Source organism: Polynucleobacter cosmopolitanus, from assembly GCF_002224225.1.
GTDB lineage: Bacteria > Pseudomonadota > Gammaproteobacteria > Burkholderiales > Burkholderiaceae > Polynucleobacter > Polynucleobacter cosmopolitanus.
In genome coordinates this window covers 622,423-646,223 of sequence record NZ_NJGG01000001.1, presented here as the reverse complement: position 1 = coordinate 646,223, position 23,801 = coordinate 622,423, and the positions used below count along the sequence as shown (strand labels likewise).

The window sequence follows — 23,801 nt, the reverse complement described above, 5'->3', positions numbered from 1 at the left end:
TTTATAATAAAACTTAACTAATTCAATGAGTTAAACTAATAAGAGTTAAAAACAGGGAAGTATAAATAGTTAATGAGCACTAACTTACAGACAATTTTAAGTCCTATTTCAGCCGATATGCAGTCGTTGAATGAAGTTATTCGCTCACGCTTAGGCTCTGAAGTTGCCCTGATCAATCAAATTTCCGCCTATATCATTGAAGCTGGCGGCAAAAGAATACGTCCGGCACTCCTACTTTTAACCAGTCAGGCCATCTCAAATGGCACTCCTTTGAAGCATCATCTGGACATGGCAGCCGTGGTTGAATTCATCCACACCGCTACTTTGTTGCATGACGATGTGGTGGATGAGTCTCATTTGCGTCGCGGCAGAGCAACAGCCAATGCTGCATTCGGAAATGCTGCCAGTGTTTTGGTGGGTGATTTTTTATATTCACGAGCATTTCAAATGATGGTGGCGCCCAACGACATCAGAATCATGGAAATACTCGCTGATGCCACGAATACGATTGCTGAAGGCGAAGTGTTGCAGTTGATGAACATGCACGATCCGGATGTCAATGAAGCACGCTACATGCAAGTGATTCACTTTAAAACCGGCAAGTTGTTTGAAGCTTCTTCTGCTCTTGGCGCCCTTTTGGCAAAAGCCACTCCAGAACAATATGCTGCCGCGCAGGCTTACGGCAAGCACATTGGCGCCACATTCCAATTGGTTGATGACATTCTTGATTACACCGCCAGCGCGGAACAGATGGGTAAAAATGCAGGCGATGATTTGCGGGAGGGAAAGCCAACCTTGCCATTGATTTATCTTCTCGATCACGGTACTTCAGAACAAAAATCTTTGATCAGATCAGCCATTGAACAAGCGGAAGAATTACCTGAAGATCTCTTTCAGCAGGTTTATCAGGCGATCATGAATTCTGATGCGATTCAATACACAGAAGCTGCCGCTTTGCGTGAAGCTCAGTTAGCCAGAGATTCTTTGAAATGCTTTCCGCAAAATGCCGCAACCCAAAGCTTGATGGATCTTTGCGACTATTCACTAAAGCGCTCAAGCTAAAGAATCAGTGAGTTTTTCCCTGTCAGAAAGTTCTGACAACAGAATCGGAATGTCACACCTCTATTTGTAAGGCTTTAACAATACAAATCAAGCTTAGTTTGCTATAGTCACCCTCATGTTCTTTGCTTAAGAAAGCATTCATGGATTCGTGGCTCAATGATTGGCCTTGGTGGGCGCAAGTTGGTTTAGTGGTTTTACTATTAGCTATTTCTGCTTTTTTCTCAATCACTGAGACCAGCATGATGGCAGCCAACCGTCACAGAATTCGGCACTTAGCTAACCGCGGGAATCGCGGAGCAAAAAACACACAAACGCTTCTTTCAAAAACAGAGGAACTGTTATCAGTCATTTTGATTGGTAACAACATTGTTAATACAGTCGTGCCTGTTTTATTGACTGGCATTGCATTGCATGCGTTTGGAAATAATGCCTCCGTTCTTTCAATCAGCACTGGTGTTGCCGCTGTATTGATCATTATTTTTTGTGAGATCACCCCCAAGGTGATCGGCGCAACTTATCCAGAAAGATTCGCCATTATCACAAGCTGGGTGATCAGACCTTTGATTGTGATCCTAAAGCCCGTCATGTGGCTGATCAATGTGTTTGTTTCTCTCCTGCTTAAATTGCTCAGAGTGAATACAAAAGCAAATCAAAACACTCAAATGACGCCAGAAGAATTGCGCTCAGTGGTTCTTGAGTCAACTCATTTCATTCCAAATAAACACAGAAGCATCTTGGTCAATTTATTCAACCTTGAAAGCATCAAGGTGGATGATGTGATGACACCAAGATCACGCATGGAAGTTCTGGATTTATCAAAACCAATTGAAGATGTGATTCATCAACTAGAGACCTGTTATCACAACAAGTTACCGGTTTGCGATGAAGACTCTGATCGAGTGATTGGTATCCTGGCCGTCAGAAAAGCTCTGAGCTTATTGGGTGATGAAGATCTACAGCACGATAACTTCAAAGAATTATTGAGCGAGCCTTATTTCATTCCAAGCGGCACGCCCGTCTTGCAACAACTTCAATTCTTCCAAGAATACCAAGAACGCATTGGTCTTGTGGTCGATGAGTACGGGATTGTGCAAGGACTTGTGACGATTGAAGATATCTTGGAAGAGTTGATTGGCGAATTCACAACCTCTCTGCCAGACCTTGCCATCAAAACAAAATGGTCTGATGACGATACCTACATTGCAGATGGCACTGCCAGCTTGCGTGATTTGAATCGTCTTTTAAATCTCGATCTTCCTACCGATGGCCCCAAAACGCTGAATGGTTTATTGATCGAAACCTTAGAAGATATTCCAGACAATAACGTCAGCATCAAAATAGGCGGCGTGGTCATGGAAATCATCCAGGTGGATGAACAGATCATTAAGACGGTGCGCATTTATCAGCCGAATGATTGAAGAAGATGATGTCATCATTCATTTCTGGCAAGACATTGTTGATCAAGCACTCCTGGCAAAAGCCAGCGACATTCACATTGAGCCAGAAAACGGAGTAAGCCATGTGCGCTTGCGCGTTGATGGCTGCCTGAGTCACTTAAGCAGTTCCCCTGCGCATTGGCATGACCGAGTATCTAGTCGGGTCAAAATTTTGGCACGCTTGGATATTTCAGAAAAGCGCCTGCCCCAAGACGGTCAAATGTTATTGAGTAGTGGCGAGATCAACAACATTGATTGCCGTGTCTCAACCTTGCCCACCCTGCATGGTGAAAAAATTGTTTTAAGGGTTCTGAGCAAACAAGAGGATGATCTTGATATCAACAAGATCGGTCTTGATCAAACTCAAAAGCAAGATTTACTCTACTGCCTTGATCAGGCTCAAGGAATGATCTTGGTCACCGGACCAACGGGTAGTGGTAAAACTCAAACTCTATATAGTTGCTTAAAGTATTTGATGGATGGCAGTCGAAACATCACCAGCATTGAAGATCCAGTTGAGATTCAACTTCAAGGGATTAATCAAGTGCCGATCAATGAGAAAGCAGGCTTGCGCTTTGATGTGGCATTGAGAGCATTGATGAGACAAGATCCTGATGTCATCATGGTCGGTGAAATCAGAGATGCTGTCACAGCAAAAATTGCATTACAAGCTGCCGAAACAGGTCATTTGGTTTTAACCACTTTGCACGCCAACGATGCGCCCAGCGCAATCTTCAGATTAAAACAATTGGGGTGCTTACACGGTGATATTGCGAACAATGTCAGTTGCATCACAGCTCAAAGATTGGTGCGCATTTTCTGCACGGCTTGCTCAAGCAATCAGACACAAAAACCACCTGAATTTTGTACGTTCTGCAGCGGCAGTGGCTTTAATGGTCGAAGGGCCGTTCATCAGGTGATGCGCCTATCCGACCAACTCAGACAACTCATTGAAAGCGAAGCCCCCTTAAGCGCCATCCAAACTCAATGTCACACTGAAAAAATATCGACTCTGAAAGAGTCTGCGCAAACACTTATTGCATCAGGGCTGACCTCTGAAAATGAAATCAGGCGCCACATCGGATGAAAGAAGCTGCTCAACTTCACTTAATCAGACAACTACATTCGCTCTTAAAGTCTGGCTTGTCTTTGTTAGATACCGTTCAAATGATGGGGCTTACCAATATCCAAAAATCTTTGGCCAATGGCAACAGCCTTTCTTATTCTTTATCGAGAATGGGGTTTCATTCATTTTGTGTCAGCTTGATTCAAACAGGAGAAACCACTGGCAATCTTTTAGATAGCTTGTCGCAAGCATCCACATATCTTGCAAAACAAATCAAACTACAACAGAAAATTAAAAAAGCACTGAGTTACCCATGCATCGTTCTCTTTGTCTCAGGCTTTGTTTTGCTGGCCATGTTTCAATGGGTGATACCCAGCTTTGAAAGTATGTTTGCTAACTTTCAGGCGGAGCTTCCTTGGCCAACAAGATTTTTGATTCATAGCTCTCACTGGGTGCAAACTTATTCCCTGATGGTGGCCATTGGACTCGTTAGTCTCATGGGGCTATTTCATTTCATTTGGACACGCCACACTCAAACACAACAGGTGGTTGATCACCTGTTACTAAGACTTCCTATTGTTGGCTCGATTCGAAGAAGCTCTTTACTGATTCAGTGGAGTCGTAACATTTCATTATTAACTGCTAAAGGGGTGCCAATCCTGGAAGCCTTAAAACAAACAGCCCTTCATTCAAATGACTGGATCAGTTTTAATTTTTGCGCACAGATCAATGTTTCATTGGCACAAGGTTGGTCACTGTCAGAATCTATCAAACAAATATCCGGAAAATCTCTGTTAACTCAAAAAGAGCAACTTCAATTGATCAAAGTGGGTGAAGTTTCAGGGGATTTACCTCAAATGCTTGCCAATATCGCCAATCAAGAAGAAGATCACTTAGACCACATGATTGATCAATTGGCTCAAAGTATTGAGCCATGTCTGATGATTATCATGGGGCTTCTCATTGCTTGCTTGGTCATTTCTTTGTATTTACCAATTTTTGAAATGGGACAGATTCTTTGATTGAAATTTTCTCCGCGATCATCGTCATTGGTGCTCTATTGATATTGTCTTGGATAGACTTCAAGACTTTTATCTTGCCTGATTACCTGACCTATGGATTAATCGCTTACGGGCTTATCGCAAATATTTTCTTGGGACTTGACTGGGCCAGCACTGAATCATCCATGCTGGGAGCTCTATTTGGCTTTGTGAGCCTATACGCACTGAACCAGATGTATCTAAAAATCAGAGGACATCACGGCATTGGTATGGGTGATGCAAAGTTACTGGCTGGCCTTGGCGCCTGCTTAGGCATTCAAAGCTTGCCTTACATACTTTTGATTGCCTCAGCTTCTGGCCTGATCGGTGGTTATGTTTGGCTAAGAATTCATCAACAAGATCACAGCCACGCATTTCCTTTTGGACCTTTTATTGCATTTGGTGGCATCATTGTTTTGTTATGGCAGATTTAAAAAAGAAGTCTTCGAATAACCCCACTCATCCACCTCATCTTCTGAGGGTTGGATTGACCGGAGGTATTGGCAGCGGAAAAAGTGCCGTTGCAACAGAGCTAGAGAAATGTGGTGCGGCCATCATCGACACCGACCTCATTGCTCATGACATCACAAAAGCCAATGGTTTGGCCATGAGCGCCATTGAGCAAGCTTTTGGTCCTGAATTTTTACTCGAAGATGGCTCTTTAAACAGACAAAAGATGAGAGAGCTTGTTTTCGCTGACCCCAAAGCCAAGGAAAAGCTTGAAAAAATCACCCACCCATTGATTTATCAAGAGACTCAACGCTTAAGCAAACTTAGCCAAGCCAAGAACCCTGCTTACCTTGTTTATATGGTGCCCTTGTTGGCGGAATCCAGCTTTTGGATCAACCAATCACCCCAGGCCTTGGATTGTATTGTGGTGGTTGATTGCCCAGAAAACCTACAAATTGCTAGGGTTCAAGAGAGAAATGGTCTTGAAGTGGGCATGATTCAAAAGATCATTGCCAGTCAGGCCAGCCGTCATGACAGACTGGTGATTGCTGATTTTGTGATTGAAAATAATCAAGGTATTGAGGATCTTAAAATTGAGGCTCAACGACTACATCAGATACTTTTGAGGCATAAAAGTACTTAAAAAGGCTTCTTTTTTGCCAAAAATCACATATTTTCAGTCTAGAATATGTATCTGTGATTATTTACGAATACCCCTTCAACGAACTGGTACGCAGTCTTTTAAGACTGGAGTACCTCTTTGATCGTTTTGAATACTTCGTAGAAAAAGATGATGCGAGAGATCAACACCAAGCCATCTCAATATTATTTGATTTAGGTGAGATCACCGCGCGTGCAGATTTGAAATCAAGTCTTATGAAAGAACTTGATCGTCAAAAAAATAGTTTGTTATCTCTAAAAAACTCCAGCAACATTGATCAAGATGCTTTACTCAATACGCTTGAAGAAATGAACATCATTTGGAGCAAGATCAACCAAACAGGTAAGACCAACGTGCAAATCTTAGAAAACGAATGGTTGAATTTGATTCGTTCACGTTTGAGCATCCCAGGTGGAACAAGCCCAGTAGATCTACCAGCCTATTACGCATGGCAATTCACTGACGCAAATATTCGTCGTGCGAATTTAAAAAAATTCGTTGAGCCTTTGATGTCATGGAAATATGCCAGCCAATTGTTTTTAAAGTTACTAAGAGGCTCAGGTAAATCAGCTGAGATGCTTGCACCTAAAGGCTCATTTCAGCAAATGCTTTCTGGAAAAACCTACCAACTGATGCGCGTTGGCATTCATCAACCTCATTTGATTCCTGAAATCAGCGCCAACAAGTACATGCTTTGGACTCGCTTCATGACTTGTGATGGTGAAGCCAAGCCACGTGCTTTTGCAGAAGATGTTCCTTTCGAACTATCTCTATGCAACTTCTAAAAAACTTCTAAATTCTTTAGCTTTTCTAAAATAGGTAGTGTGGCTGGTAAGACAGGATCAAATCCTGCGATGCTAAGTCGATCAATATCTTTGATGTTCAACCACCCCAGCGCTTGATTTTCCAATCCACGGGGCTGACCCTGCCAAGACTTCACCAAACAAATATGCAAGCGCACATATGCATGAGGGTAGTCATGTTCTAAAACCATGAACTCCTCTGCTTGATCAATACACACATCAATTTCTTCTTGAAGCTCTCGAGAAAGCGCTGCGAAGAGAGTTTCACCAAACTCTACTTTTCCACCAGGAAACTCCCAGTAACCAGCATAAGGTTTGCCATCTGGGCGTTGGCCAAGCAATACTGCTCCAGCACCATTGATTAAAACGCCTACGGCAACCTCCACAACTGGCCTGGGTGATGTCGGCTCTTGATCAGCAGCCAATGCCATCAATCCTGTTGTCCAGCCCAATGGCGTGCGAACTGCCAAGCCACCCGTCCTGATCTTGAACCTCTTTCTAAAGCCCAAATTAAAGCTTCTGGTTTTGCTGCAGCAATTTTTTCTGTGCTCAAGCCAAAATGTTTGAGCCAGTGCGCCACAATATCAAGGTACTCATCTTGTTTTGGAGGGTAAAAAGAAATCCACAAACCAAATCTCTCAGATAAAGAGATTTTTTCTTCAACCACTTCACCAGGATGCAACTCTCCATCGGCATCATGTCGGTATGACTCATTGTCAGACATGTACTCAGGCAACAAATGACGACGATTAGAAGTGGCGTAAATCAAAATATTATCGACCTGCGCAGAAATAGAACCATCTAAGGCAGACTTCAAAGATTTATAGCCTGACTCTCCATCTTCAAACGATAGGTCATCACAAAAGATGATGAATTTTTCAGGTCGTCCAGCCAATAAATCAGTGATATCGCCAAGATCTGTTAAATGTTCTTTATCCACCTCGACCAAACGCAAGCCTTGAGCAGCAAATTCATTCAAAGAGGCTTTGATCAAAGATGACTTACCAGTTCCTCTAGCGCCCGTTAACAACACATTATTAGCAGGCTTACCTTCTACAAAGTGCTTGGTGTTCTTAAAAATAAGATCCGTTTGACGCTCAATGTGCTGCAGGTCCTTGAATGTGATTCCAGAGATATGATGGACTGGCTGAAGATATCCTAACTTACCCAAGAGCGTATCTTTACGGCGCCACCTAAAAGCAACCGCAGACGTCCAATCTTTTTCTGTCAAAGATTTTGGCATCCACTCATCGAGTCTTTGCAATAGATTATCTAAACGGTCAAACTTATCAGACATGACTTTCCTATGATCTTTGTGAATTCAGCGGGATCGCTTTAAGAACGATAGTCCGCATTGATAGAAACATATTCATGAGATAGATCGCAGGTCCAGACAGTCTGAGTAGCTTGACCTCGACCTAAATTAGCGCGAACCATGATTTCTGCTTGTTTCATCACGCGCTGTCCATCTGCTTCTTGATAATCAGGATGACGGCCACCATCTTTGGCAACCCAAACATCATCTAACCATAACTGCACGCGACCAACATCAAGATCTGTGATGCCCGCATAACCAATGGCTGCCAAGATACGACCTAAATTAGGATCACTGGCAAAAAAAGCAGTTTTCACCAAGGGTGAATGAGCAATGGCTTCAGCCACCAATTTACATTCAGCATCGGTCTTACCGCCTTCAATCTGAATCGTGATGAACTTGGTGGCACCCTCGCCATCTCGCACAATCATTTGAGCTAATTTTTGACAGACTTCAATCAATGCTTGGCGGAAGATGTCATGTGCTTGACCTGACGCTGGAATCTCAACTTGGCTTGCGCCACTGGCCATGACAATGAATGAATCATTGGTGGATGTATCACCATCAATCGTGATGGCATTGAAAGACAAATCGGCCGCCGCTGCGGTCAATTGCTGCAACAAAGCCGGTGATACTTTTGCATCGGTTGCCACATAACCCAACATGGTGGCCATGTTCGGATGAATCATGCCAGCACCCTTACTGATACCCGTCAAGGTGATGGTTTGACCATTGATTTCAACCTGCTTTGAATAAGCTTTTGCCTGAGTATCAGTGGTCATGATCGCATGAGCGGCATTGAACCAGTTATCAGTATTTAAATTACCAATCGCCTGAGGCATGCCAGCGATGACTTTTTCAACTGGTAAAGGCTCAAGAATCACTCCGGTTGAAAAAGGCAAGATTTGCTCTTTTTTCAAACCCATCAACTTTGCCAACTCTTCACACGTGCGCATCGCATTTTTATAACCAGGCTCACCTGTACCTGCATTGGCGTTACCTGTGTTGATGATCAAGGCCCGAATATTCGCACCACTGTTTGCCGATGCCTGCAAATGCTCTCTACAAATTTGTACTGGTGCCGCACAAAAGCGATTTTTTGTAAAAACACCAGCAACACTTGAAGCTTCATTGAGTTCAATGATCAAAACATCTTTGCGACCAGGTCTTTTAATGCCAGCTTCTGCATGCCCCAAACGGACACCATTCACAGGACTTAATTCACTGGCAATCGGTAATGGGGAATTCACTGGCATGGTGTTTTATCTCTAAAAAATGAATCAATGATTCAAATAAACATTTGATTAACCGAGCTGCCCATGGCAGTGCTTGTATTTTTTACCATTACCACAAGGACAAGGATCGTTACGACCTACCTTAGGACCAGCCTGAACTGGTTGAGAGGCAGCGGCACGTGGAGAAGGCTCATCATCTGATTGATCAGCGCTGGCATGTTGATACTGGACACCCTTCACATCCGCCAAATCTTCTTGAATAGACTCTGAAGCACGCTCTAACTCTTCAGCAGTTTCAATTCTGACCACCATGATCGTGCGAGTCACTTCTAACTTCACTGTGTCTAGCAAACGAGCAAATAATTCAAATGCTTCACGACGATATTCTTGCTTAGGATCTTTTTGAGCATAGCCACGCAAATGAATACCCTGACGCAAATGATCCAAAGCTGCTAAATGCTCTCTCCATGAAGTATCCAGAGCATACAAAATCACTGAACATTCAAATTTAGCAAAAGATTCTCTGCCAACTAATTCAACTTTTGCATCGTACAAACTCTTCGCAGCTTCTAAAACTTTAACAAGAAGATCTTCTGGTTCGATCGTATCGGTCGCATCGATGATGGCTTGCAAATCAACTGATAAACCCCAGTCGTTGGATAACACTTGCTGTAATCCAACAACATCCCACTGCTCAATCACTGATTCAGCAGGAATATGGTCATGGAACAAGTCTGTGAAATATGCCTCACGCAAGTTGGCAACTAAATCGCCAACATCTTTTGACTCAAGAACTTCATTACGCAAGCGATAAACTTCTTTGCGCTGGTCGTTGGCCACATCGTCGTATTGCAATAATTGCTTACGGATATCAAAGTTTCTAGCTTCTACTTTGCGCTGTGCAGACTCAATCGAGCGAGTCACCATACTAGCTTCAATTGGCTCACCCTCAGGCATGCGCAATCGGTCCATGATTGACTTTAAGCGCTCACCTGCAAAGATGCGCAACAAAGCATCGTCCAAAGACAAATAGAATCTTGATGAACCTGGGTCACCCTGACGCGCAGCACGACCTCTTAATTGGTTATCAACACGGCGGCTTTCATGACGCTCGGTACCAATGATGTGCAAACCACCCGCACTTACTACATGATCATGCAAACCTTGCCATTCATCGTGCAACTGTTTGATGCGCGCAGCTTTATCTTGTGCAGAAACCGCAGCATCTTGCTCAATCAAGCCAGCTTGCTTTTCAACATTACCACCCAAAACAATGTCTGTGCCTCGACCTGCCATGTTTGTTGCAATGGTGATCATTTTTGGACGACCCGCTTGCGCAATGATTTCAGCTTCTTTGGCGTGTTGTTTTGCGTTCAATACTTGATGAGGCAACTTTGCCTTATCCAATAATGATGAAATCAATTCGGAGTTTTCAATCGATGTGGTACCAACCAAAACTGGTTGACCGCGCTCGTAACAATCTTGGATATCTTTGATAACAGCGTTGTAACGCTCCATCGATGAGCGATAGATTTGATCTTGCCTATCAATTCTGGCATTGATGCGATTAGGCGGAACAATCACTGTCTCTAAGCCGTAGATCTCTTGGAACTCATAGGCTTCGGTATCAGCTGTACCCGTCATGCCGGCAAGCTTGCTGTACATACGGAAATAATTTTGGAAGGTGATTGTCGCCAATGTACGATTTTCGTGCTGAATCGCCACGCCCTCTTTTGCCTCAACCGCTTGATGCAAACCATCTGACCAGCGACGTCCTTGCATGAGTCGACCGGTGAATTCATCAACAATCACAACTTCACCGTTTTGCACAACATAATGCTGATCTTTGTTGAACAGAGTATGCGCTCTCAAAGCAGCATACACATGGTGCATCAATGTGATATTTTGAGGAGCATACAAAGACTCCCCTTCTTTGATCAAACCAATTTGAGCCAAAGCAATTTCAGCTTTTTCGTGACCCACTTCAGTCAAAAATACTTGGTGTGATTTTTCATCAACGATGTAATCACCCGGAGTAATAACACCTGAACCGTCTGCTTTTTCTTCGCCGTACTGACGAGTTAAATATTGTGGCAAGGCATTCATCGCCACATAAATTTCTGTGTGGTCTTCAGCTTGACCAGAGATGATCAAAGGCGTGCGTGCCTCGTCGATCAAAATTGAGTCAACTTCGTCAACGATGGCGTATGCCAAACCACGCTGCACACGCTGATCCAATTCTTGAATCATGTTGTCGCGCAAATAGTCAAAACCAAATTCGTTATTTGTTCCGTAAGTGATGTCTGAGCCGTAAGCCTTTTTCTTGGCTTCATGATCCATTTGTGACAAATTAATGCCCACACTCAGACCCAAGAAGTTATAAAGCTTTGCCATCCATTCAGCATCACGCTCTGCCAAGTAATCGTTGACAGTGACAACGTGAACGCCATTTCCTGTTAAGGCATTCAGATATACCGGTAGCGTAGCGGTCAAGGTTTTACCTTCACCAGTTCTCATTTCAGAGATTTTTCCTTGATGAAGAGCCAAGCCACCAATCATCTGAACATCAAAATGGCGCATGTTCATGACACGCTTGCTGGCCTCACGAACAACCGCAAAGGCCTCAGGCAAGATTTCATCGATTGTTTGGCCTGCGGCCAGTTTTGACTTGAATTCAGCCGTCTTTGCTTGCAATGCAGCATCATCAAGCGAGGCAATGCCCTGCTCCAGACTATTAATCTGAGCGACAATGCGCTTATATTGTTTTAAGAGTCGATCATTTCGACTGCCAAATATTTTCTTAAGAAGACCAGTAACCATGACTTTTGCGAGGAAATTTAAGCCTCAAAGTTTAGCACCCAGACGGACATCTGCGAATGCCCGTGATGCATTAGCTTGCATTGAAAAAAATACCCCTCTGGGAGACCTGCTACAAAGGGCAGAAAACAATCTTTTAATTCAGCAAGCGATTGACCTGAGCCTCAATCAAAATGGGCTTCAGAAGGCGGTTGGATTGGTCAAATCAGGTGGCTTTTCAGAAGAAACTGGGCAATTGACCCTGTTGGTATCAAATGCGGCGATTGCAACTCGCATCAGCCAAAAATTACCCTCAATCCTCTTAAAACTTCAGGAACAAGGTTATTCAGCGAGATCTTTAGCGATTAAACAGGCTCCCGGGGGCTTAGGAATACCAGCTCCAAACAAGGTTAAAAGCACTGAAAAACCACCCGTTTTTCCCTCAAGCGCAGAAAAATCCTGGTCTCAATTGATGAATCAGCTCGATGAAAGTTCTCCGCTGAGGGGCGCGGTTGAAAAACTCTTGAAAAATCGGAAAAAAGGCTGATTTGCCTATTTTTTAGGCAAATAAGGGCTTATTTTTTAATTGATAAGCTTTGGGAGCATCAGACTCATCAAAACTCTTTATTTCATAACTTGTTGGGTCTGCAAATAAAGCTCTGAGCAATGCATTGTTCAAGGCATGACCTGATTTCTCAGCAACATAAGCACCCACGATTGGGTGGCCTGCTAAATACAAATCACCAATAGCATCCAGAATCTTATGACGGACAAATTCATCGTCATAACGCAATTCTTCATTATTTAAAATGCGGTGCTCATCCAACACAATTGCGTTATCTAAACTTCCGCCGCGCGCCAAACCCATTTCTCGTAAGGCTTCTACTTCGTGAGCAAAACCAAACGTTCTGGCTCTTCCAATTTCTCTGGCATAAGTGCTGTCTGCAAAATCAATCACATGTCTTTGGCCAGTTTTGTCGACCGCAGGGTGTTTGAAATCAATCGTGAAATCTAACTTGAATCCGTCAAACGGTTCTAAGCGGGCTAATTTACCCACCTCTTTAATTTCAACAGGCTTTTTAATCACAATGAACTGACGTGGAGCATCTTGTTCTTGAAGACCCGCCGATTCAATTAAAAATAAAAATGAAGCTGCGCTACCATCCATGATGGGCACTTCTTCACAATCTAATTCAATGATCAAGTTATCGATGCCAAGACCTGCGCATCCAGATAACAAATGTTCTACAGTGGAAACTCGGGTGTCACCGTTTTGTAGCACCGTGGCCAAACGTGTATCAGTCACCAAGTGAGCGTCAGCCTTGATGCCAGGCGCATTGGGCAAATCTACACGATGAAAAATAATGCCTGTATTGATTGGTGCAGGTATTAATTTAAGCGTCACCTTGCGGCCCGTGTGTAACCCAATACCAACGGTTTTTACAGGGGCTGCAATGGTGCGCTGTTTCAACATAACTTCTTAAGAGTCAATCAAAGTGCTTTTAGTGCAGAAGCTGCATCACTCACTTCAAACTTACCAGCTGCTTCAACAGCCAAATGCTTGACCACACCATTATCAACAATCATCAAATAACGTTGTGAGCGAACACCCATGCCGCGAGCTGTTAAGTCAAATTCCAAACCAAGTTTTTTGGTCAACTCTGCAGCACCATCAGCCATCATGCGAACTTTGCCGTTCACTTTTTGGTCTTTACCCCAGGCACCCATCACAAATGCATCATTCACTGATAAGCACCAAATCTCATCAACACCCTTGGCTTTGATCGCATCGCACTGAGCAACATAACCTGGAACGTGCTGTGCTGAACATGTTGGTGTGAATGCACCTGGCAAGCCAAAAATAACAATCTTTTTACCTGCTGTTAATTTGCTCACTTCAAAAGCGTTTGGTCCTACAGAGCAACCCTCTGTAGCAACTTCTAAAAATTCATGAATTGTGGCGTTTGGTAATTGTTGTCCTACTGCAATCATTGTCTTCTCCGTTAAATAAGGATATTTAAATTTGCTGTTTCAAATAGTCATTTTTATTGATAACTATTGGCATTAATTTTTGCCAGAACACCGATGGTATCGCATGCGTCGTCATTTCGCAGGAGGCGCGTTACCACCGGCATCTGTATGCCATTGTTTTTTATAGCAATTTCTAATTACAACAAATTCTTAATCAGCTTGCTTGCGTAAAAAAGCTGGAATATCGTAGTAATCAGCACCCTTATCCATCATGGCTTGCGCTTCTGGTGAACTATTTGCGCCCAAACGCGGCTCATTTGATTCACGATTGCTGCGAAACACCTTTGGCACATCATATTTTGCGTAATCACTGGCTGATCCCACAGGCATCGCTGGCGCAGTCGCGTTCGAAGCACTGACATTGCTAGCTGTGTTTGCCATGGCAACAGTTGCGGTTGCACTTTGCGGAGCAAAAGAACTTAAATTGGCCATCATTGGAGCGCCATCATAAGTTCCAGTTGCTTGTGTATTACGCCAAATAACTTCAGGCTGCTTTTCTTTGCGCTTGCCACCATTTAAACCAGTAGCAACAACTGTGACACGCAAGGCATCACCCAAGCTTTCATCGTAAACCGTACCAAAGATCACTGTGGCATCTTCAGCAGCATAGCCACGAATAGCACCCATCACTTCACGAGTTTCTGACAACTTCAATGAACGGCTGGCTGTGATATTCACCAAGACGCCACGCGCTCCTGATAAATCAACACCTTCAAGCAATGGTGAGGCAACAGCAGCTTCAGCAGCTAAGCGAGCACGATCCATACCAGAAACAGTGGCTGTTCCCATCATGGCTTTGCCTTGCTCACTCATCACTGTTTTAACGTCTTCAAAGTCAACGTTGATCAAACCTTGCTCATTGATGATTTCAGCGATGCCAGCAACTGCGTTGTGCAACACATCATCTGCACAACCAAAGGCCTTGTCCATCTCAGCATCTTCACCCATGACTTCAAATAGTTTTTCATTAAGAACAACAATCAATGAATCTACGTAGCTTTCAATTTCATGAGCACCAGCTTCAGCCACTTTGCCACGCTTGGCACCTTCAAAATCAAATGGCTTGCTGATCACGCCAACAGTCAAGATGCCCATTTCTTTGGCAACTTGAGCAACCACTGGACCTGCACCTGTGCCGGTACCACCACCCATGCCCGCTGTGATAAAGACCATGTGCGCACCTTGCAATGCATCAGCAATGCGTGCCTTGGCTTCAATCGCAGAAGATGCGCCTACTTCAGGTTTGGCACCAGCACCTAAACCTGTTGCGCCTAACTGAATATTGACGCTTGCTTTAGAACGTTGAAGTGCACCTGCATCTGTGTTCATGCAAATGAACTCAACACCTTGTACACCGCGACGAATCATGTGCTGCACAGCGTTACCGCCTGCACCGCCCACACCGACCACTTTAATAATGGTCTTACCCGCCGGTTCTGCATCTAACATTTCAAATTCCATACTACCTCCTTATAACTACGGTTGACGACGACAAAAATAAAACTAAAAATCTTTTAATACTTCTAAATTCTTAAAAATTTCCCATGAACCATTCGCGCATGCGCGCCACAATGTTTTGCACTGTTCCTGATTGAGCAATTCGGCGACCACGCACCAATTGCACACGCCCCTCCATCAACAATCCCAAGCCTGTTGAATAACGTGGACTTCTTAAAATTTCACTCAAATGCCCTTTGTACTCAGGGAAACCAACGCGCGCTGGCTTAGCAAAAACTTCTTCTGCCAATTCAACGACACCCGGCATCAAGGCCGTACCGCCAGTTAAAACAACACCTGAGGAAACCAAATCTTCCATGCCTGATTCGCGCACCACTTGACGAACCAAACTCAATAACTCTTCAACACGTGGCTCAATCACAGCAGCCAAAGCTTGGCGTGACATCGAGCGGGCTTCGCGATCACCAACACCCGGAACCTCAATGGTTTCATTTGGATTAGCCATGCTCTGACGTGCAATACCAAAATGAATTTTGAGATCTTCTGCATCGATGGTTGGCGTGCGCAAAGCCATGGCAATGTCATTGGTGATTTGATCACCAGCAATTGGAATCACTGCGGTGTGACGAATCGCTCCTTGGCTGAAGATCGCAATATCTGTTGTGCCGCCTCCGATATCAACCAACACCACACCCAATTCTTTTTCATCTTCCGTCAAGACCGCAACACTTGAAGCCAAAGGCTGCAAAATCAGATCATTCACTTCTAGACCACAACGGCGCACACACTTCACAATGTTTTGCGCGGCACTGACAGCCCCCGTCACAATGTGTACTTTGACTTCGAGACGAATACCGCTCATACCAATTGGTTCACGCACATCCTCTTGTCCATCAATGATGAATTCTTGAGTCAGGATGTGAAGGATTTGTTGATCCGTTGGAATGTTGATGGCTTTAGCTGTTTCAATCACACGCTCAACATCACCTGCAGACACTTCTTTGTCACGGATTGCCACCATGCCAGTCGAATTAAAACTATGGATGTGGTTTCCAGCGATGCCAGTGAACACTTGCGCAATGCGACGATCAGCCATCACCTCAGCTTCTTCAAGTGCTTTTTGAATCGACTGAACCGTGGCCTCAATATTGACGACCACGCCTTTTTTCAACCCCTTAGAACTCACCTGGCCAAGACCCACGACATTGAATTGGCCATCTGGATTTAATTCGGCCACCAAAGCAACTACTTTGGATGTGCCGATATCCAAGCCAACGATTAAATCTTTCGTGTCTTTACTGATAACGCTCACAGTTTTTTTCCTATATTGATGGCATAGCCATTGGCATAACGAAGGTCAATTGAATCCACTCGTTGACCCCATTTCTCTTGAACCTGTGGCCAACTTTTAATCAAACGATCAACACTTAATTGAATTTGCTTTGAATCGCGCTCATCCAGCTCTCGGCCCAATTCAATGTTCAAGTTATTACTTAACTTCACTCTCCAGGCATAACGAGAAGAAAGCTCAATGCTTTTTACAGTGGCTTGCCATGGCTCAAACCAAAGGTTCAGTTGCTGGTATTTTCTAAAGACATCTTTGTTGCTGCCCTCAGGGCCACTGAATTTCAACAATGAAGCACTGTCCTCTGCTTCTGCCATGTTTGCGATAAATACTTCACCATAGGTATTGATCAATCTCGGTGTCTCACCAACCCACACCCCCAAAGCTTGATGCTCTTCGATCGCCACCACAATCCCGTTCGGCCATTCACGACGCACACTGGCTCGACGCACCCATGGCATGGTCTCAAAGGCTTGCCTAGCTTGATCTAAACGTATCGTGAAAAAATTGCCCTTCACTTGATCTAAAGCGCGGGTTTTAATCGTTGGCAAATTCACATGCTTGAGTTCACGGCCATCCAATGATTCAACCGTCAAATGATTCAAAGTGAACGCTGGTTTCTGCCCCAACCAAAATAGAAGCCATCCGCTTGAAACCAACAAAGCAATCAACAACAACAAATTAGCCATCGCACGCATCATCTTGGCGTGATTCCAGATCGGGCCAAACACCGTGGCACTCATAGAACCTAAAAAGCCGAAGAAGATGCGCAAGAATTTCATGAATGAATACCTGCCTTACTTAATAGCCACAACACCAAATCAGCGTACTCAACGCCGGCTGCTTTAGCGGCCATTGGCACCAATGAATGACCCGTCATACCAGGCGCGGTGTTCATTTCCAATAGATAAGGTTGATTGGTCTTTTGATCAATCATCACGTCCGCACGACCCCAACCTTTACAACCCAAAGCACGGTATGCACTCAAAGCAAGTTCTTGAACTTTTGCTTCAAGCGCCAAATCCAAACCGGTTGGACACAAGTACTTGGTGTCATCTGAAAAATATTTATTGTGATAATCGTAATTAGAGTCTGGGGCCACAATTCTGATGACAGGCAAGGCTCGCGCATTCTCGCCATCACCCACGATTGGACAAGTTAACTCTTCACCAATGATGCATTGCTCAGCCATCACATCACGATCAAGCTTGGCTGCCAATGCATACGCTGCCGGTAAATCTTCTGCTTTCGTAACTTTGCTCAAGCCAAGTGATGAACCCTCTCTGGCTGGCTTAACAATGATGGGCAAACCAAGATCTTGCGCAATTTTTTGCCAATCACTATTGGCATTCAACATAGCAAACCGAGGGGTGGCTAAATTAAAGCTAGACCATAAACGCTTGGTGGCTTGTTTATCAATTGCAAGAGCAGAAGCCAACACACCACTGCCCGTATAAGGTAGGTTCATTTGCTCCAGAAAACCTTGCATCGTGCCGTCTTCACCATAACGACCATGCAGCGCAATGAAGACTCGATCAAATTTCTGAACCGCTAACTCTGTGATGGCTTGCTGGCCTGGATCAAAGGCATGAGCATTCACACCCTTTGAAATCAAAGCATCTAAAACACCTTTACCTGACATCAAAGAAATATCTCTTTCGCCAGATTTACCACCAAGCAACACTCCAACCTTGCCCAAGGTAGCAACATTCACTTGTGACAAATCTTTTTGTACTTCTTCGTTCCAATTCATGAGATTAGGCATTTGCGCCTCCTGCTAACTTTCCTGGAACCGCAGAGATCGATCCTGCACCCATGGTAATGATCACATCACCATCGCGCGCCATGCTCATCACCAAATTCGGCAATTCATTCACATCTTTTATAAATTTGGTATTAGCAACATCTAATGAGCGACCTTCTTCTTTGGCCTTTGCCAAAGCTTTGATCAAAGCCTCTCCATCAGCACCGGAAATTCGAGCTTCACCCGCTGGATAAACTTCTGTCAAAGCCAAAGCATCCACACTTTGAAGAACTTTCACAAAATCACCAAAGCAATCACGTGTTCTGGTGAAACGATGTGGCTGGAATGCCAGCAATAATCGACGGCCCGGGAACGCCCCTCTGGTTGCAGAAAGTGTTGCTGCCATTTCCACAGGATGATGACCATAATCATCAATCACCGTGCATGTGCCACCCTGAGGTAACTTCACTTCTCCATAACGCTGGAAACGACGGCCAACGCCGTGGAACTCTTTCAAAGCTTTAGCAATGGCTGTATCACTCACACCCAACTCAGTGGCAATGGCAATGGCTGCGAGCGCGTTACGCACATTGTGTAAGCCCGGTAAATTCAATGTGACTTTCAATGGCCCTGGTGTGTCACCATGACGACGCACCGTGTGTCGCAAGGCTGTGAAATGCATCTGAGGACCATCTGCAACAACATCAATCGCCCGCACATCTGCATCCTCAGATAAGCCATACCCAAGAATAGGTTGTGACACAAACGGCAAAATATCGCGCACATTTTGATCATCAACACACAGCACAGCAACACCATAGAACGGCATGCGTTGCGTGAACTGCACGAAGGCTTGTTTTAACTTCGCCATGTCGTGCTGATAAGTGTCCATGTGATCAGCATCGATGTTGGTGATCACTTCAATCACTGGTAATAAGTTCAAAAATGATGCATCTGATTCATCAGCTTCAGCCACAATAAAATCACCCGTGCCTAAGCGTGCATTGGCACCAGCAGAAGTTAATTTGCCACCAATCACAAACGTTGGATCCAAACCACCCTCAGCCAAAACTGAAGCCAACAAACTGGTCGTGGTGGTTTTACCGTGAGTGCCTGCAATCGCAATCCCCTGCTTTAAGCGCATCAACTCACCCAACATCACAGCTCTTGGCACAATTGGAATGCGAGCTGCACGCGCAGCTAAAACTTCTGGGTTATCGCCAGTAACAGCTGTTGAAATAACAACTGCTTCTGCGCTACCCACATTCTTAGCATGATGACCAATGGTGATTTCAGCACCACACTCACGCAAACGTTTGGTGGTTGCACTTTCAGCCATGTCAGAGCCACTCACCTTGTAACCAAGATTGAGCAAGACTTCAGCAATGCCGCTCATGCCTGCACCACCAATGCCTACAAAATGAATTTGATGAAGAATGTGCTTCATGACTGAACCGCTCTCTTAGATAACATTTGACATATTTCTGCAACATCTTTGGTTGCATTTGGCTTGGCCTGACTCAATGCACGTTCAGCCATTTTTAATAACTCTGTGCGATCAACTGTTTGCAAATAAGCAGCCAATGAAGTTGCTGTCATATCAACTTGTTGCATCAACACGGCAGCACCAGTGTCGGATAGAAATTTTGCATTGAAAGTTTGATGATCATCAACGGCATATGGGAAAGGCACCAAATACGAAGCCACGCCCACTGCTGAAATTTCTGCCACAGTCATCGCACCTGCTCGGCAAATCACCAAATCTGCTTTGGCATAAGCTGTGACCATGTCATCAATGAATGGCACAACTTCTGCTTCGACATTCAAGCTCGCGTATTTTTGGCGCAATTGATCAAGGTGCTTCTCACCCGCTTGATGGATCACCGACGGTCTAGATTCAGCTGGAATTTTTGCAAGAGCTTCCGGGACCACTTCATTCAAAGCAGCAGCACCCAAACTACCGCCGACCACCAAAATCTGCAAACGACCAGATCTTGCGGAGTAACGAACTTGCGGAGATTCAATTTGACTCATGCCAGCACGCAATGGATTACCCAACCAAATTGCACCAGGCAATGCATTGGGAAATGCGCACAAGGTTTTGTCTGCAACTTTGGCCAATACTTTATTGGCTAAACCAGCGATTGAATTTTGCTCATGCAAAACCAATGGCTTACCCAATAAAACACTCATCATTCCAGCTGGGAATGTGACATAACCACCCATGCCCAACACCACATCAGGTTTTACTCGACGTAACACCTGAATGCTTTGCCAAAATGCTCGTAATAAATTAAATGGCAGCAACAACAATGTTTTGATTCCTTTGCCTCTTAAACCACCAAATTGAATGGATTCAAAAGCAAAACCTCGAGGTGGTACCAAGCGGTATTCCATGCCCTTGGCGTTACCCAACCAAGAAACATTCCAGCCATGTTCACGCAAATACTCGGCCACAGCCAAGCCTGGGAAAATATGCCCACCTGTGCCACCAGCCATGACCAATAGAGTTGGTGAGTGCGTCATAACTTGCCACCTCTCATCAACACTCTATTCTCTACGTCAATCTTCAATAAGATGGCAATGGCCACAGCATTCATCATCAAACCTGAACCGCCAAAACTAACAAACGGCAAGGTCAAGCCCTTGGTCGGCAAGATGCCCAAGTTAACGCCCATATTGATGAATGCCTGCCAACCAATCCAAATAGCAATGCCTTTAGCAACCAAACCAGCAAAACTTCGATCCAATTGCAAAGCGGTTCGACCAATTAAGAATGCGCGACGAATGATCCAATAGAAGATTCCAATGACAACAGCCACACCAAAGAATCCCAACTCTTCGCCAATCACTGCCAAAATAAAATCTGTATGAGCCTCCGGTAAGTAATGGAGTTTTTCAATACTGCCCCCCAAACCAACCCCAAACCATTCACCTCGACCAAATGCCATCAATGAATGCGTCAATTGATAGGCTTTACCAGCGGCAAACTCTTCATTCCAAGGATCAAGGTAAGCAAAAATACGTTGTCTTCTAAATTCAGAAAAGATGATGATGGATGCAAAACTGCCAATCGCTAAAGCAGTGAGCGCCCCAAATAATTTGGCATTGATACCGCCTAAAAATAATAGGCCCATCGCAATCACGGCAATCACCATGAAGGCACCCATGTCAGGTTGCAATAAAAGCAATACACCCACGGCAATCACCGCAGCTCCCATCGGTAACAAACCTTTGACCAAGGTGTGTAAATATTCTTGACGCTGGACGGTGTACCAAGCCGCAAACAAAACAACCGCTAGCTTCATCAATTCTGATGGCTGGAAATTTGTGATGCCCAATGGTATCCAGCGCTTAGCGCCATTCACACCCTTACCAACCCCTGGAATCAAAACAAAGATCAGCATGATGAATGCCAAAGCAAAAATGGCAGGGGCTAAACGATCCCAAACTTTGAGAGGTACCTTGAATGCAAAAACACCAATTGTGAAAGCAATTGCAATCGAGATGCCATGTCTGATCAAAAAGTGACTGCTGCTGTATTTGGCATATTTAGGACCATCTGGCAAAGCAATCGATGCCGAATAAACCATCACAAGACCCAATGTCACAAGAATCAAAACAGCCCATAACAAAGGTTGGTCGTACTCCATCATGCGTGAACGAGTTGGACGAACCACGGTTGTGGCGTCACGCAATCCCAAACGAAAATCTTCGAATCCTTCTTTGATGCCACCTTTGACACCACTGATGCCATTAGCACTGAAACGTTTGAAGAATTGAATCATGCGCTCACCTGACCTTTCAAGCTAGCCAACTCACTCACCGCATCAATAAAGACTTGAGCGCGGTGCGCGTAATCTTTGAACATGTCAAAACTTGCACAAGCGGGTGATAACAAGACCAAGTCGCCTGACTCCGCCATCTCAGCGGCGGACTCAACTGCTCGCTCCAAAGTATCAGCATCACGGATGGTGACACCTGATGATTCGATGGCACTTCTGATCAAAGGTGCATCTCTACCAATCAAAATAATGGCTTTTGCATGACGCGCAAGCACTTGGCTCAATGGAGAGAAATCTTGACCTTTACCCTCACCACCAGCGATCAAAATGATTTTTGCGCGAGCACTTGATACTGAGCCCGAGCCTGAATGACCTAAACCATTCAAGGCAGCCAAGGTAGCACCCACATTGGTGCCTTTACTATCATCGATGTATTCAACGCCTTCAACGATAGCAACCGTTTGCATGCGATGCGGCTCACCCTTGTACTCACGCAAGCCATGAAGCAATGGACCCATCGGAACATCAATCGCAGTACACAAAGCCAAAGCAGCTAAAGCATTACTGGCGTTATGTCTTCCTTTGATGCGCAAAGCATCTACCGGCATCAAGCGCTTCAACCTCAAAGGCTCATCATCCAAATCTGCTTTTTTACGGCGACGCTTTGCTTTTAGCTCGAGAGCTTCTGCATCAGGCTCAGCCCACACCAACCAATCGATACCACCCGCAGCTGTGTCATGGAAAACACCAAATGCATCTTCTTCAGTAGGCGCTTCAACTCCAAAGGTGATCGTACGAACCACATCCATATCGGACTGCATATCCATCACGATGTCGTCATCGCGATTCAATACAGCGATCGTATTGGTGCTGAAAATTCTGGCCTTGGCTGCCGCATATTGTTCAAAATCACCATGCCAATCCAAATGATCTTGGGTCACATTCAAAACAGTCGCCGCATCGGCATGAAGACTGTAAGTGTGCTGAAGCTGGAAGCTAGACAGCTCCAAAACCCAAACATCTGGCAATTCTTCGATATCCAATAACTTATCCAAAGCAGCTGGGCTGATATTGCCTGCGACTGCCACAGACTTACCCGCTCTTTCACAGAGTAAGCCTGTTAATGCAGTGGTCGTTGTTTTGCCATTCGTGCCAGTGATGGCAATCACTTTGACAGCGTAGTTTTGTTCGTCTTTTAATGCTTGAATCGCTTGCGCAAAAAATTCAATCTCACTCCACACTGGAATTTCTTTTTCTGCAGCAAGCGCTAAAAATGATTGAACCGGCTCTTGCAATGGCGATAGACCTGGACTGATTGCAATAACGTCTGTGTTATTCAACAACTCTGCAGACAATCCACCAAAATGAATATCTTTGATACCCAAATCTTTGACTGCTTGATGATATTTTTTTGCCCCATCAGATAACTCTTCAAGAGATCTGGTATCAGCCACAGAAACTTTAGCGCCCTGAGCAACACACCAACGCACCATGGCAGCACCTGACTCTCCCAAGCCAAGCACCAAGACCCTCATTGTCTGAGGGCGCTCTTGGCCAAATGGATGCTGTAATTG

At 44.6% G+C, this 23,801-nt stretch carries 22 protein-coding genes; 8 read left to right on the top strand and 14 right to left on the bottom strand.

Annotated features, from left to right (window positions below; translation table 11 throughout):
• Nucleotides 1-72: 72 nt before the first annotated feature.
• The 7 genes from AOC33_RS03345 (at nucleotide 73) to zapD (ending at nucleotide 6,500) form a co-directional block, all read left to right on the top strand.
• On the top strand, nucleotides 73-1,062 hold the full coding sequence (locus AOC33_RS03345; protein WP_089515159.1) for a polyprenyl synthetase family protein: 990 nt from the start codon (nucleotides 73-75) through the stop codon (nucleotides 1,060-1,062).
• 140 nt (nucleotides 1,063-1,202) lie between these two features.
• Nucleotides 1,203-2,480: an HlyC/CorC family transporter gene (locus tag AOC33_RS03340; protein ID WP_089515158.1), complete on the top strand. Its 1,278-nt coding sequence runs from the start codon at nucleotides 1,203-1,205 to the stop codon at nucleotides 2,478-2,480.
• The gene (locus tag AOC33_RS03335; RefSeq protein WP_180738085.1) at nucleotides 2,473-3,585 is read left to right on the top strand and encodes a GspE/PulE family protein; all 1,113 of its coding nucleotides are present in this window, start codon (nucleotides 2,473-2,475) and stop codon (nucleotides 3,583-3,585) included. The genes AOC33_RS03340 and AOC33_RS03335 overlap by 8 nt, the downstream gene beginning before the upstream one ends.
• Complete coding sequence (locus AOC33_RS03330) at nucleotides 3,582-4,586, top strand: type II secretion system F family protein (protein WP_089515156.1); 1,005 nt, start codon at nucleotides 3,582-3,584, stop codon at nucleotides 4,584-4,586. The genes AOC33_RS03335 and AOC33_RS03330 overlap by 4 nt, the downstream gene beginning before the upstream one ends.
• Nucleotides 4,583-5,038, top strand: a complete 456-nt coding sequence (locus AOC33_RS03325; RefSeq protein WP_089515155.1) for a prepilin peptidase — start codon at nucleotides 4,583-4,585, stop codon at nucleotides 5,036-5,038. Before AOC33_RS03330 ends, AOC33_RS03325 begins: the two co-directional genes overlap by 4 nt.
• A complete protein-coding gene (coaE, locus tag AOC33_RS03320; protein WP_245835573.1) occupies nucleotides 5,026-5,697 on the top strand; it encodes a dephospho-CoA kinase in 672 nt (223 codons plus the stop codon). The genes AOC33_RS03325 and coaE overlap by 13 nt, the downstream gene beginning before the upstream one ends.
• A 53-nt stretch (nucleotides 5,698-5,750) precedes the next feature.
• The gene (zapD, locus tag AOC33_RS03315) at nucleotides 5,751-6,500 is read left to right on the top strand and encodes a cell division protein ZapD (protein WP_089515154.1); all 750 of its coding nucleotides are present in this window, start codon (nucleotides 5,751-5,753) and stop codon (nucleotides 6,498-6,500) included.
• On the opposite strand, the gene mutT is transcribed toward zapD, so the two are convergent.
• From mutT to secA, 4 genes are read right to left on the bottom strand one after another with little or no spacing between them, the layout of a single operon-like run.
• Nucleotides 6,497-6,988, bottom strand: coding sequence for an 8-oxo-dGTP diphosphatase MutT (mutT, locus tag AOC33_RS03310; protein WP_342744449.1), 492 nt, complete (start codon nucleotides 6,986-6,988; stop codon nucleotides 6,497-6,499). The two genes, zapD and mutT, sit on opposite strands and share 4 nt — an antisense overlap.
• Complete coding sequence (locus tag AOC33_RS03305) at nucleotides 6,949-7,815, bottom strand: ATP-binding protein (protein ID WP_089515152.1); 867 nt, start codon at nucleotides 7,813-7,815, stop codon at nucleotides 6,949-6,951. The genes mutT and AOC33_RS03305 overlap by 40 nt, the downstream gene beginning before the upstream one ends.
• A gap of 38 nt (nucleotides 7,816-7,853) precedes the next feature.
• Nucleotides 7,854-9,089: a bifunctional glutamate N-acetyltransferase/amino-acid acetyltransferase ArgJ gene (argJ, locus tag AOC33_RS03300; protein WP_089515151.1), complete on the bottom strand. Its 1,236-nt coding sequence runs from the start codon at nucleotides 9,087-9,089 to the stop codon at nucleotides 7,854-7,856.
• A gap of 48 nt (nucleotides 9,090-9,137) precedes the next feature.
• Nucleotides 9,138-11,888, bottom strand: coding sequence for a preprotein translocase subunit SecA (secA, locus tag AOC33_RS03295; RefSeq protein WP_089515150.1), 2,751 nt, complete (start codon nucleotides 11,886-11,888; stop codon nucleotides 9,138-9,140).
• On the opposite strand from secA, the gene AOC33_RS03290 reads away from it, so the two are divergent.
• Nucleotides 11,887-12,411 (top strand): DciA family protein, encoded by a 525-nt coding sequence (locus AOC33_RS03290; protein ID WP_089515149.1) that lies wholly within the window; start codon nucleotides 11,887-11,889, stop codon nucleotides 12,409-12,411. The genes secA and AOC33_RS03290 overlap by 2 nt on opposite strands.
• Nucleotides 12,412-12,423: 12 nt before the next feature.
• Here the strand turns inward: AOC33_RS03290 and lpxC are convergent, their stop codons facing one another.
• The 10 genes from lpxC to murD all read right to left on the bottom strand — a co-directional run bounded on the left by lpxC (nucleotide 12,424) and on the right by murD (nucleotide 23,762).
• Nucleotides 12,424-13,338, bottom strand: a complete 915-nt coding sequence (gene lpxC, locus AOC33_RS03285) for a UDP-3-O-acyl-N-acetylglucosamine deacetylase (protein ID WP_089515148.1) — start codon at nucleotides 13,336-13,338, stop codon at nucleotides 12,424-12,426.
• A gap of 17 nt (nucleotides 13,339-13,355) precedes the next feature.
• A complete protein-coding gene (locus tag AOC33_RS03280; protein WP_089515147.1) occupies nucleotides 13,356-13,856 on the bottom strand; it encodes a peroxiredoxin in 501 nt (166 codons plus the stop codon).
• A 189-nt stretch (nucleotides 13,857-14,045) separates the two neighbouring features.
• A complete protein-coding gene (ftsZ, locus tag AOC33_RS03275) occupies nucleotides 14,046-15,356 on the bottom strand; it encodes a cell division protein FtsZ (protein WP_089515146.1) in 1,311 nt (436 codons plus the stop codon).
• A gap of 70 nt (nucleotides 15,357-15,426) precedes the next feature.
• Nucleotides 15,427-16,656, bottom strand: a complete 1,230-nt coding sequence (ftsA, locus tag AOC33_RS03270; protein ID WP_089515578.1) for a cell division protein FtsA — start codon at nucleotides 16,654-16,656, stop codon at nucleotides 15,427-15,429.
• A 5-nt stretch (nucleotides 16,657-16,661) separates the two neighbouring features.
• Entirely contained in the window at nucleotides 16,662-17,480 is an 819-nt protein-coding gene (locus AOC33_RS03265; protein ID WP_089515145.1) for a cell division protein FtsQ/DivIB, read from the bottom strand.
• Nucleotides 17,477-18,451, bottom strand: coding sequence for a D-alanine--D-alanine ligase (locus AOC33_RS03260; RefSeq protein ID WP_089515577.1), 975 nt, complete (start codon nucleotides 18,449-18,451; stop codon nucleotides 17,477-17,479). Before AOC33_RS03260 ends, AOC33_RS03265 begins: the two co-directional genes overlap by 4 nt.
• A gap of 4 nt (nucleotides 18,452-18,455) precedes the next feature.
• Entirely contained in the window at nucleotides 18,456-19,889 is a 1,434-nt protein-coding gene (gene murC / locus AOC33_RS03255) for a UDP-N-acetylmuramate--L-alanine ligase (RefSeq protein ID WP_089515144.1), read from the bottom strand.
• The gene (murG, locus tag AOC33_RS03250; RefSeq protein ID WP_089515143.1) at nucleotides 19,886-20,968 is read right to left on the bottom strand and encodes an undecaprenyldiphospho-muramoylpentapeptide beta-N-acetylglucosaminyltransferase; all 1,083 of its coding nucleotides are present in this window, start codon (nucleotides 20,966-20,968) and stop codon (nucleotides 19,886-19,888) included. The genes murC and murG overlap by 4 nt, the downstream gene beginning before the upstream one ends.
• Nucleotides 20,965-22,230 (bottom strand): putative lipid II flippase FtsW, encoded by a 1,266-nt coding sequence (gene ftsW / locus AOC33_RS03245; protein WP_089515142.1) that lies wholly within the window; start codon nucleotides 22,228-22,230, stop codon nucleotides 20,965-20,967. Before ftsW ends, murG begins: the two co-directional genes overlap by 4 nt.
• Entirely contained in the window at nucleotides 22,227-23,762 is a 1,536-nt protein-coding gene (gene murD / locus AOC33_RS03240) for a UDP-N-acetylmuramoyl-L-alanine--D-glutamate ligase (RefSeq protein ID WP_089515576.1), read from the bottom strand. Before murD ends, ftsW begins: the two co-directional genes overlap by 4 nt.
• Nucleotides 23,763-23,801: the final 39 nt, after the last annotated feature.

Excerpts from the sequence above, each read along its gene's own strand:
- AOC33_RS03305 (WP_089515152.1), bottom strand. The coding sequence starts at position 7,815 with ATGTCTGATAAGTTTGACCGTTTAGATAATCTATTGCAAAGACTCGAT.
- coaE (WP_245835573.1), top strand. The coding sequence starts at position 5,026 with ATGGCAGATTTAAAAAAGAAGTCTTCGAATAACCCCACTCATCCACCT.
- murD (WP_089515576.1), bottom strand. The coding sequence starts at position 23,762 with ATGAGGGTCTTGGTGCTTGGCTTGGGAGAGTCAGGTGCTGCCATGGTG.
- AOC33_RS03290 (WP_089515149.1), top strand. The coding sequence starts at position 11,887 with ATGACTTTTGCGAGGAAATTTAAGCCTCAAAGTTTAGCACCCAGACGG.
- AOC33_RS03330 (WP_089515156.1), top strand. The coding sequence starts at position 3,582 with ATGAAAGAAGCTGCTCAACTTCACTTAATCAGACAACTACATTCGCTC.
- AOC33_RS03345 (WP_089515159.1), top strand. The coding sequence starts at position 73 with ATGAGCACTAACTTACAGACAATTTTAAGTCCTATTTCAGCCGATATG.
- lpxC (WP_089515148.1), bottom strand. The coding sequence starts at position 13,338 with ATGTTGAAACAGCGCACCATTGCAGCCCCTGTAAAAACCGTTGGTATT.
- AOC33_RS03335 (WP_180738085.1), top strand. The coding sequence starts at position 2,473 with ATGATTGAAGAAGATGATGTCATCATTCATTTCTGGCAAGACATTGTT.
- AOC33_RS03340 (WP_089515158.1), top strand. The coding sequence starts at position 1,203 with ATGGATTCGTGGCTCAATGATTGGCCTTGGTGGGCGCAAGTTGGTTTA.
- argJ (WP_089515151.1), bottom strand. The coding sequence starts at position 9,089 with ATGCCAGTGAATTCCCCATTACCGATTGCCAGTGAATTAAGTCCTGTG.
- murC (WP_089515144.1), bottom strand. The coding sequence starts at position 19,889 with ATGAAGCACATTCTTCATCAAATTCATTTTGTAGGCATTGGTGGTGCA.
- AOC33_RS03265 (WP_089515145.1), bottom strand. The coding sequence starts at position 17,480 with ATGAAATTCTTGCGCATCTTCTTCGGCTTTTTAGGTTCTATGAGTGCC.
- AOC33_RS03260 (WP_089515577.1), bottom strand. The coding sequence starts at position 18,451 with ATGAATTGGAACGAAGAAGTACAAAAAGATTTGTCACAAGTGAATGTT.
- secA (WP_089515150.1), bottom strand. The coding sequence starts at position 11,888 with ATGGTTACTGGTCTTCTTAAGAAAATATTTGGCAGTCGAAATGATCGA.
- ftsW (WP_089515142.1), bottom strand. The coding sequence starts at position 22,230 with ATGATTCAATTCTTCAAACGTTTCAGTGCTAATGGCATCAGTGGTGTC.
- AOC33_RS03280 (WP_089515147.1), bottom strand. The coding sequence starts at position 13,856 with ATGATTGCAGTAGGACAACAATTACCAAACGCCACAATTCATGAATTT.
- ftsZ (WP_089515146.1), bottom strand. The coding sequence starts at position 15,356 with ATGGAATTTGAAATGTTAGATGCAGAACCGGCGGGTAAGACCATTATT.
- murG (WP_089515143.1), bottom strand. The coding sequence starts at position 20,968 with ATGACGCACTCACCAACTCTATTGGTCATGGCTGGTGGCACAGGTGGG.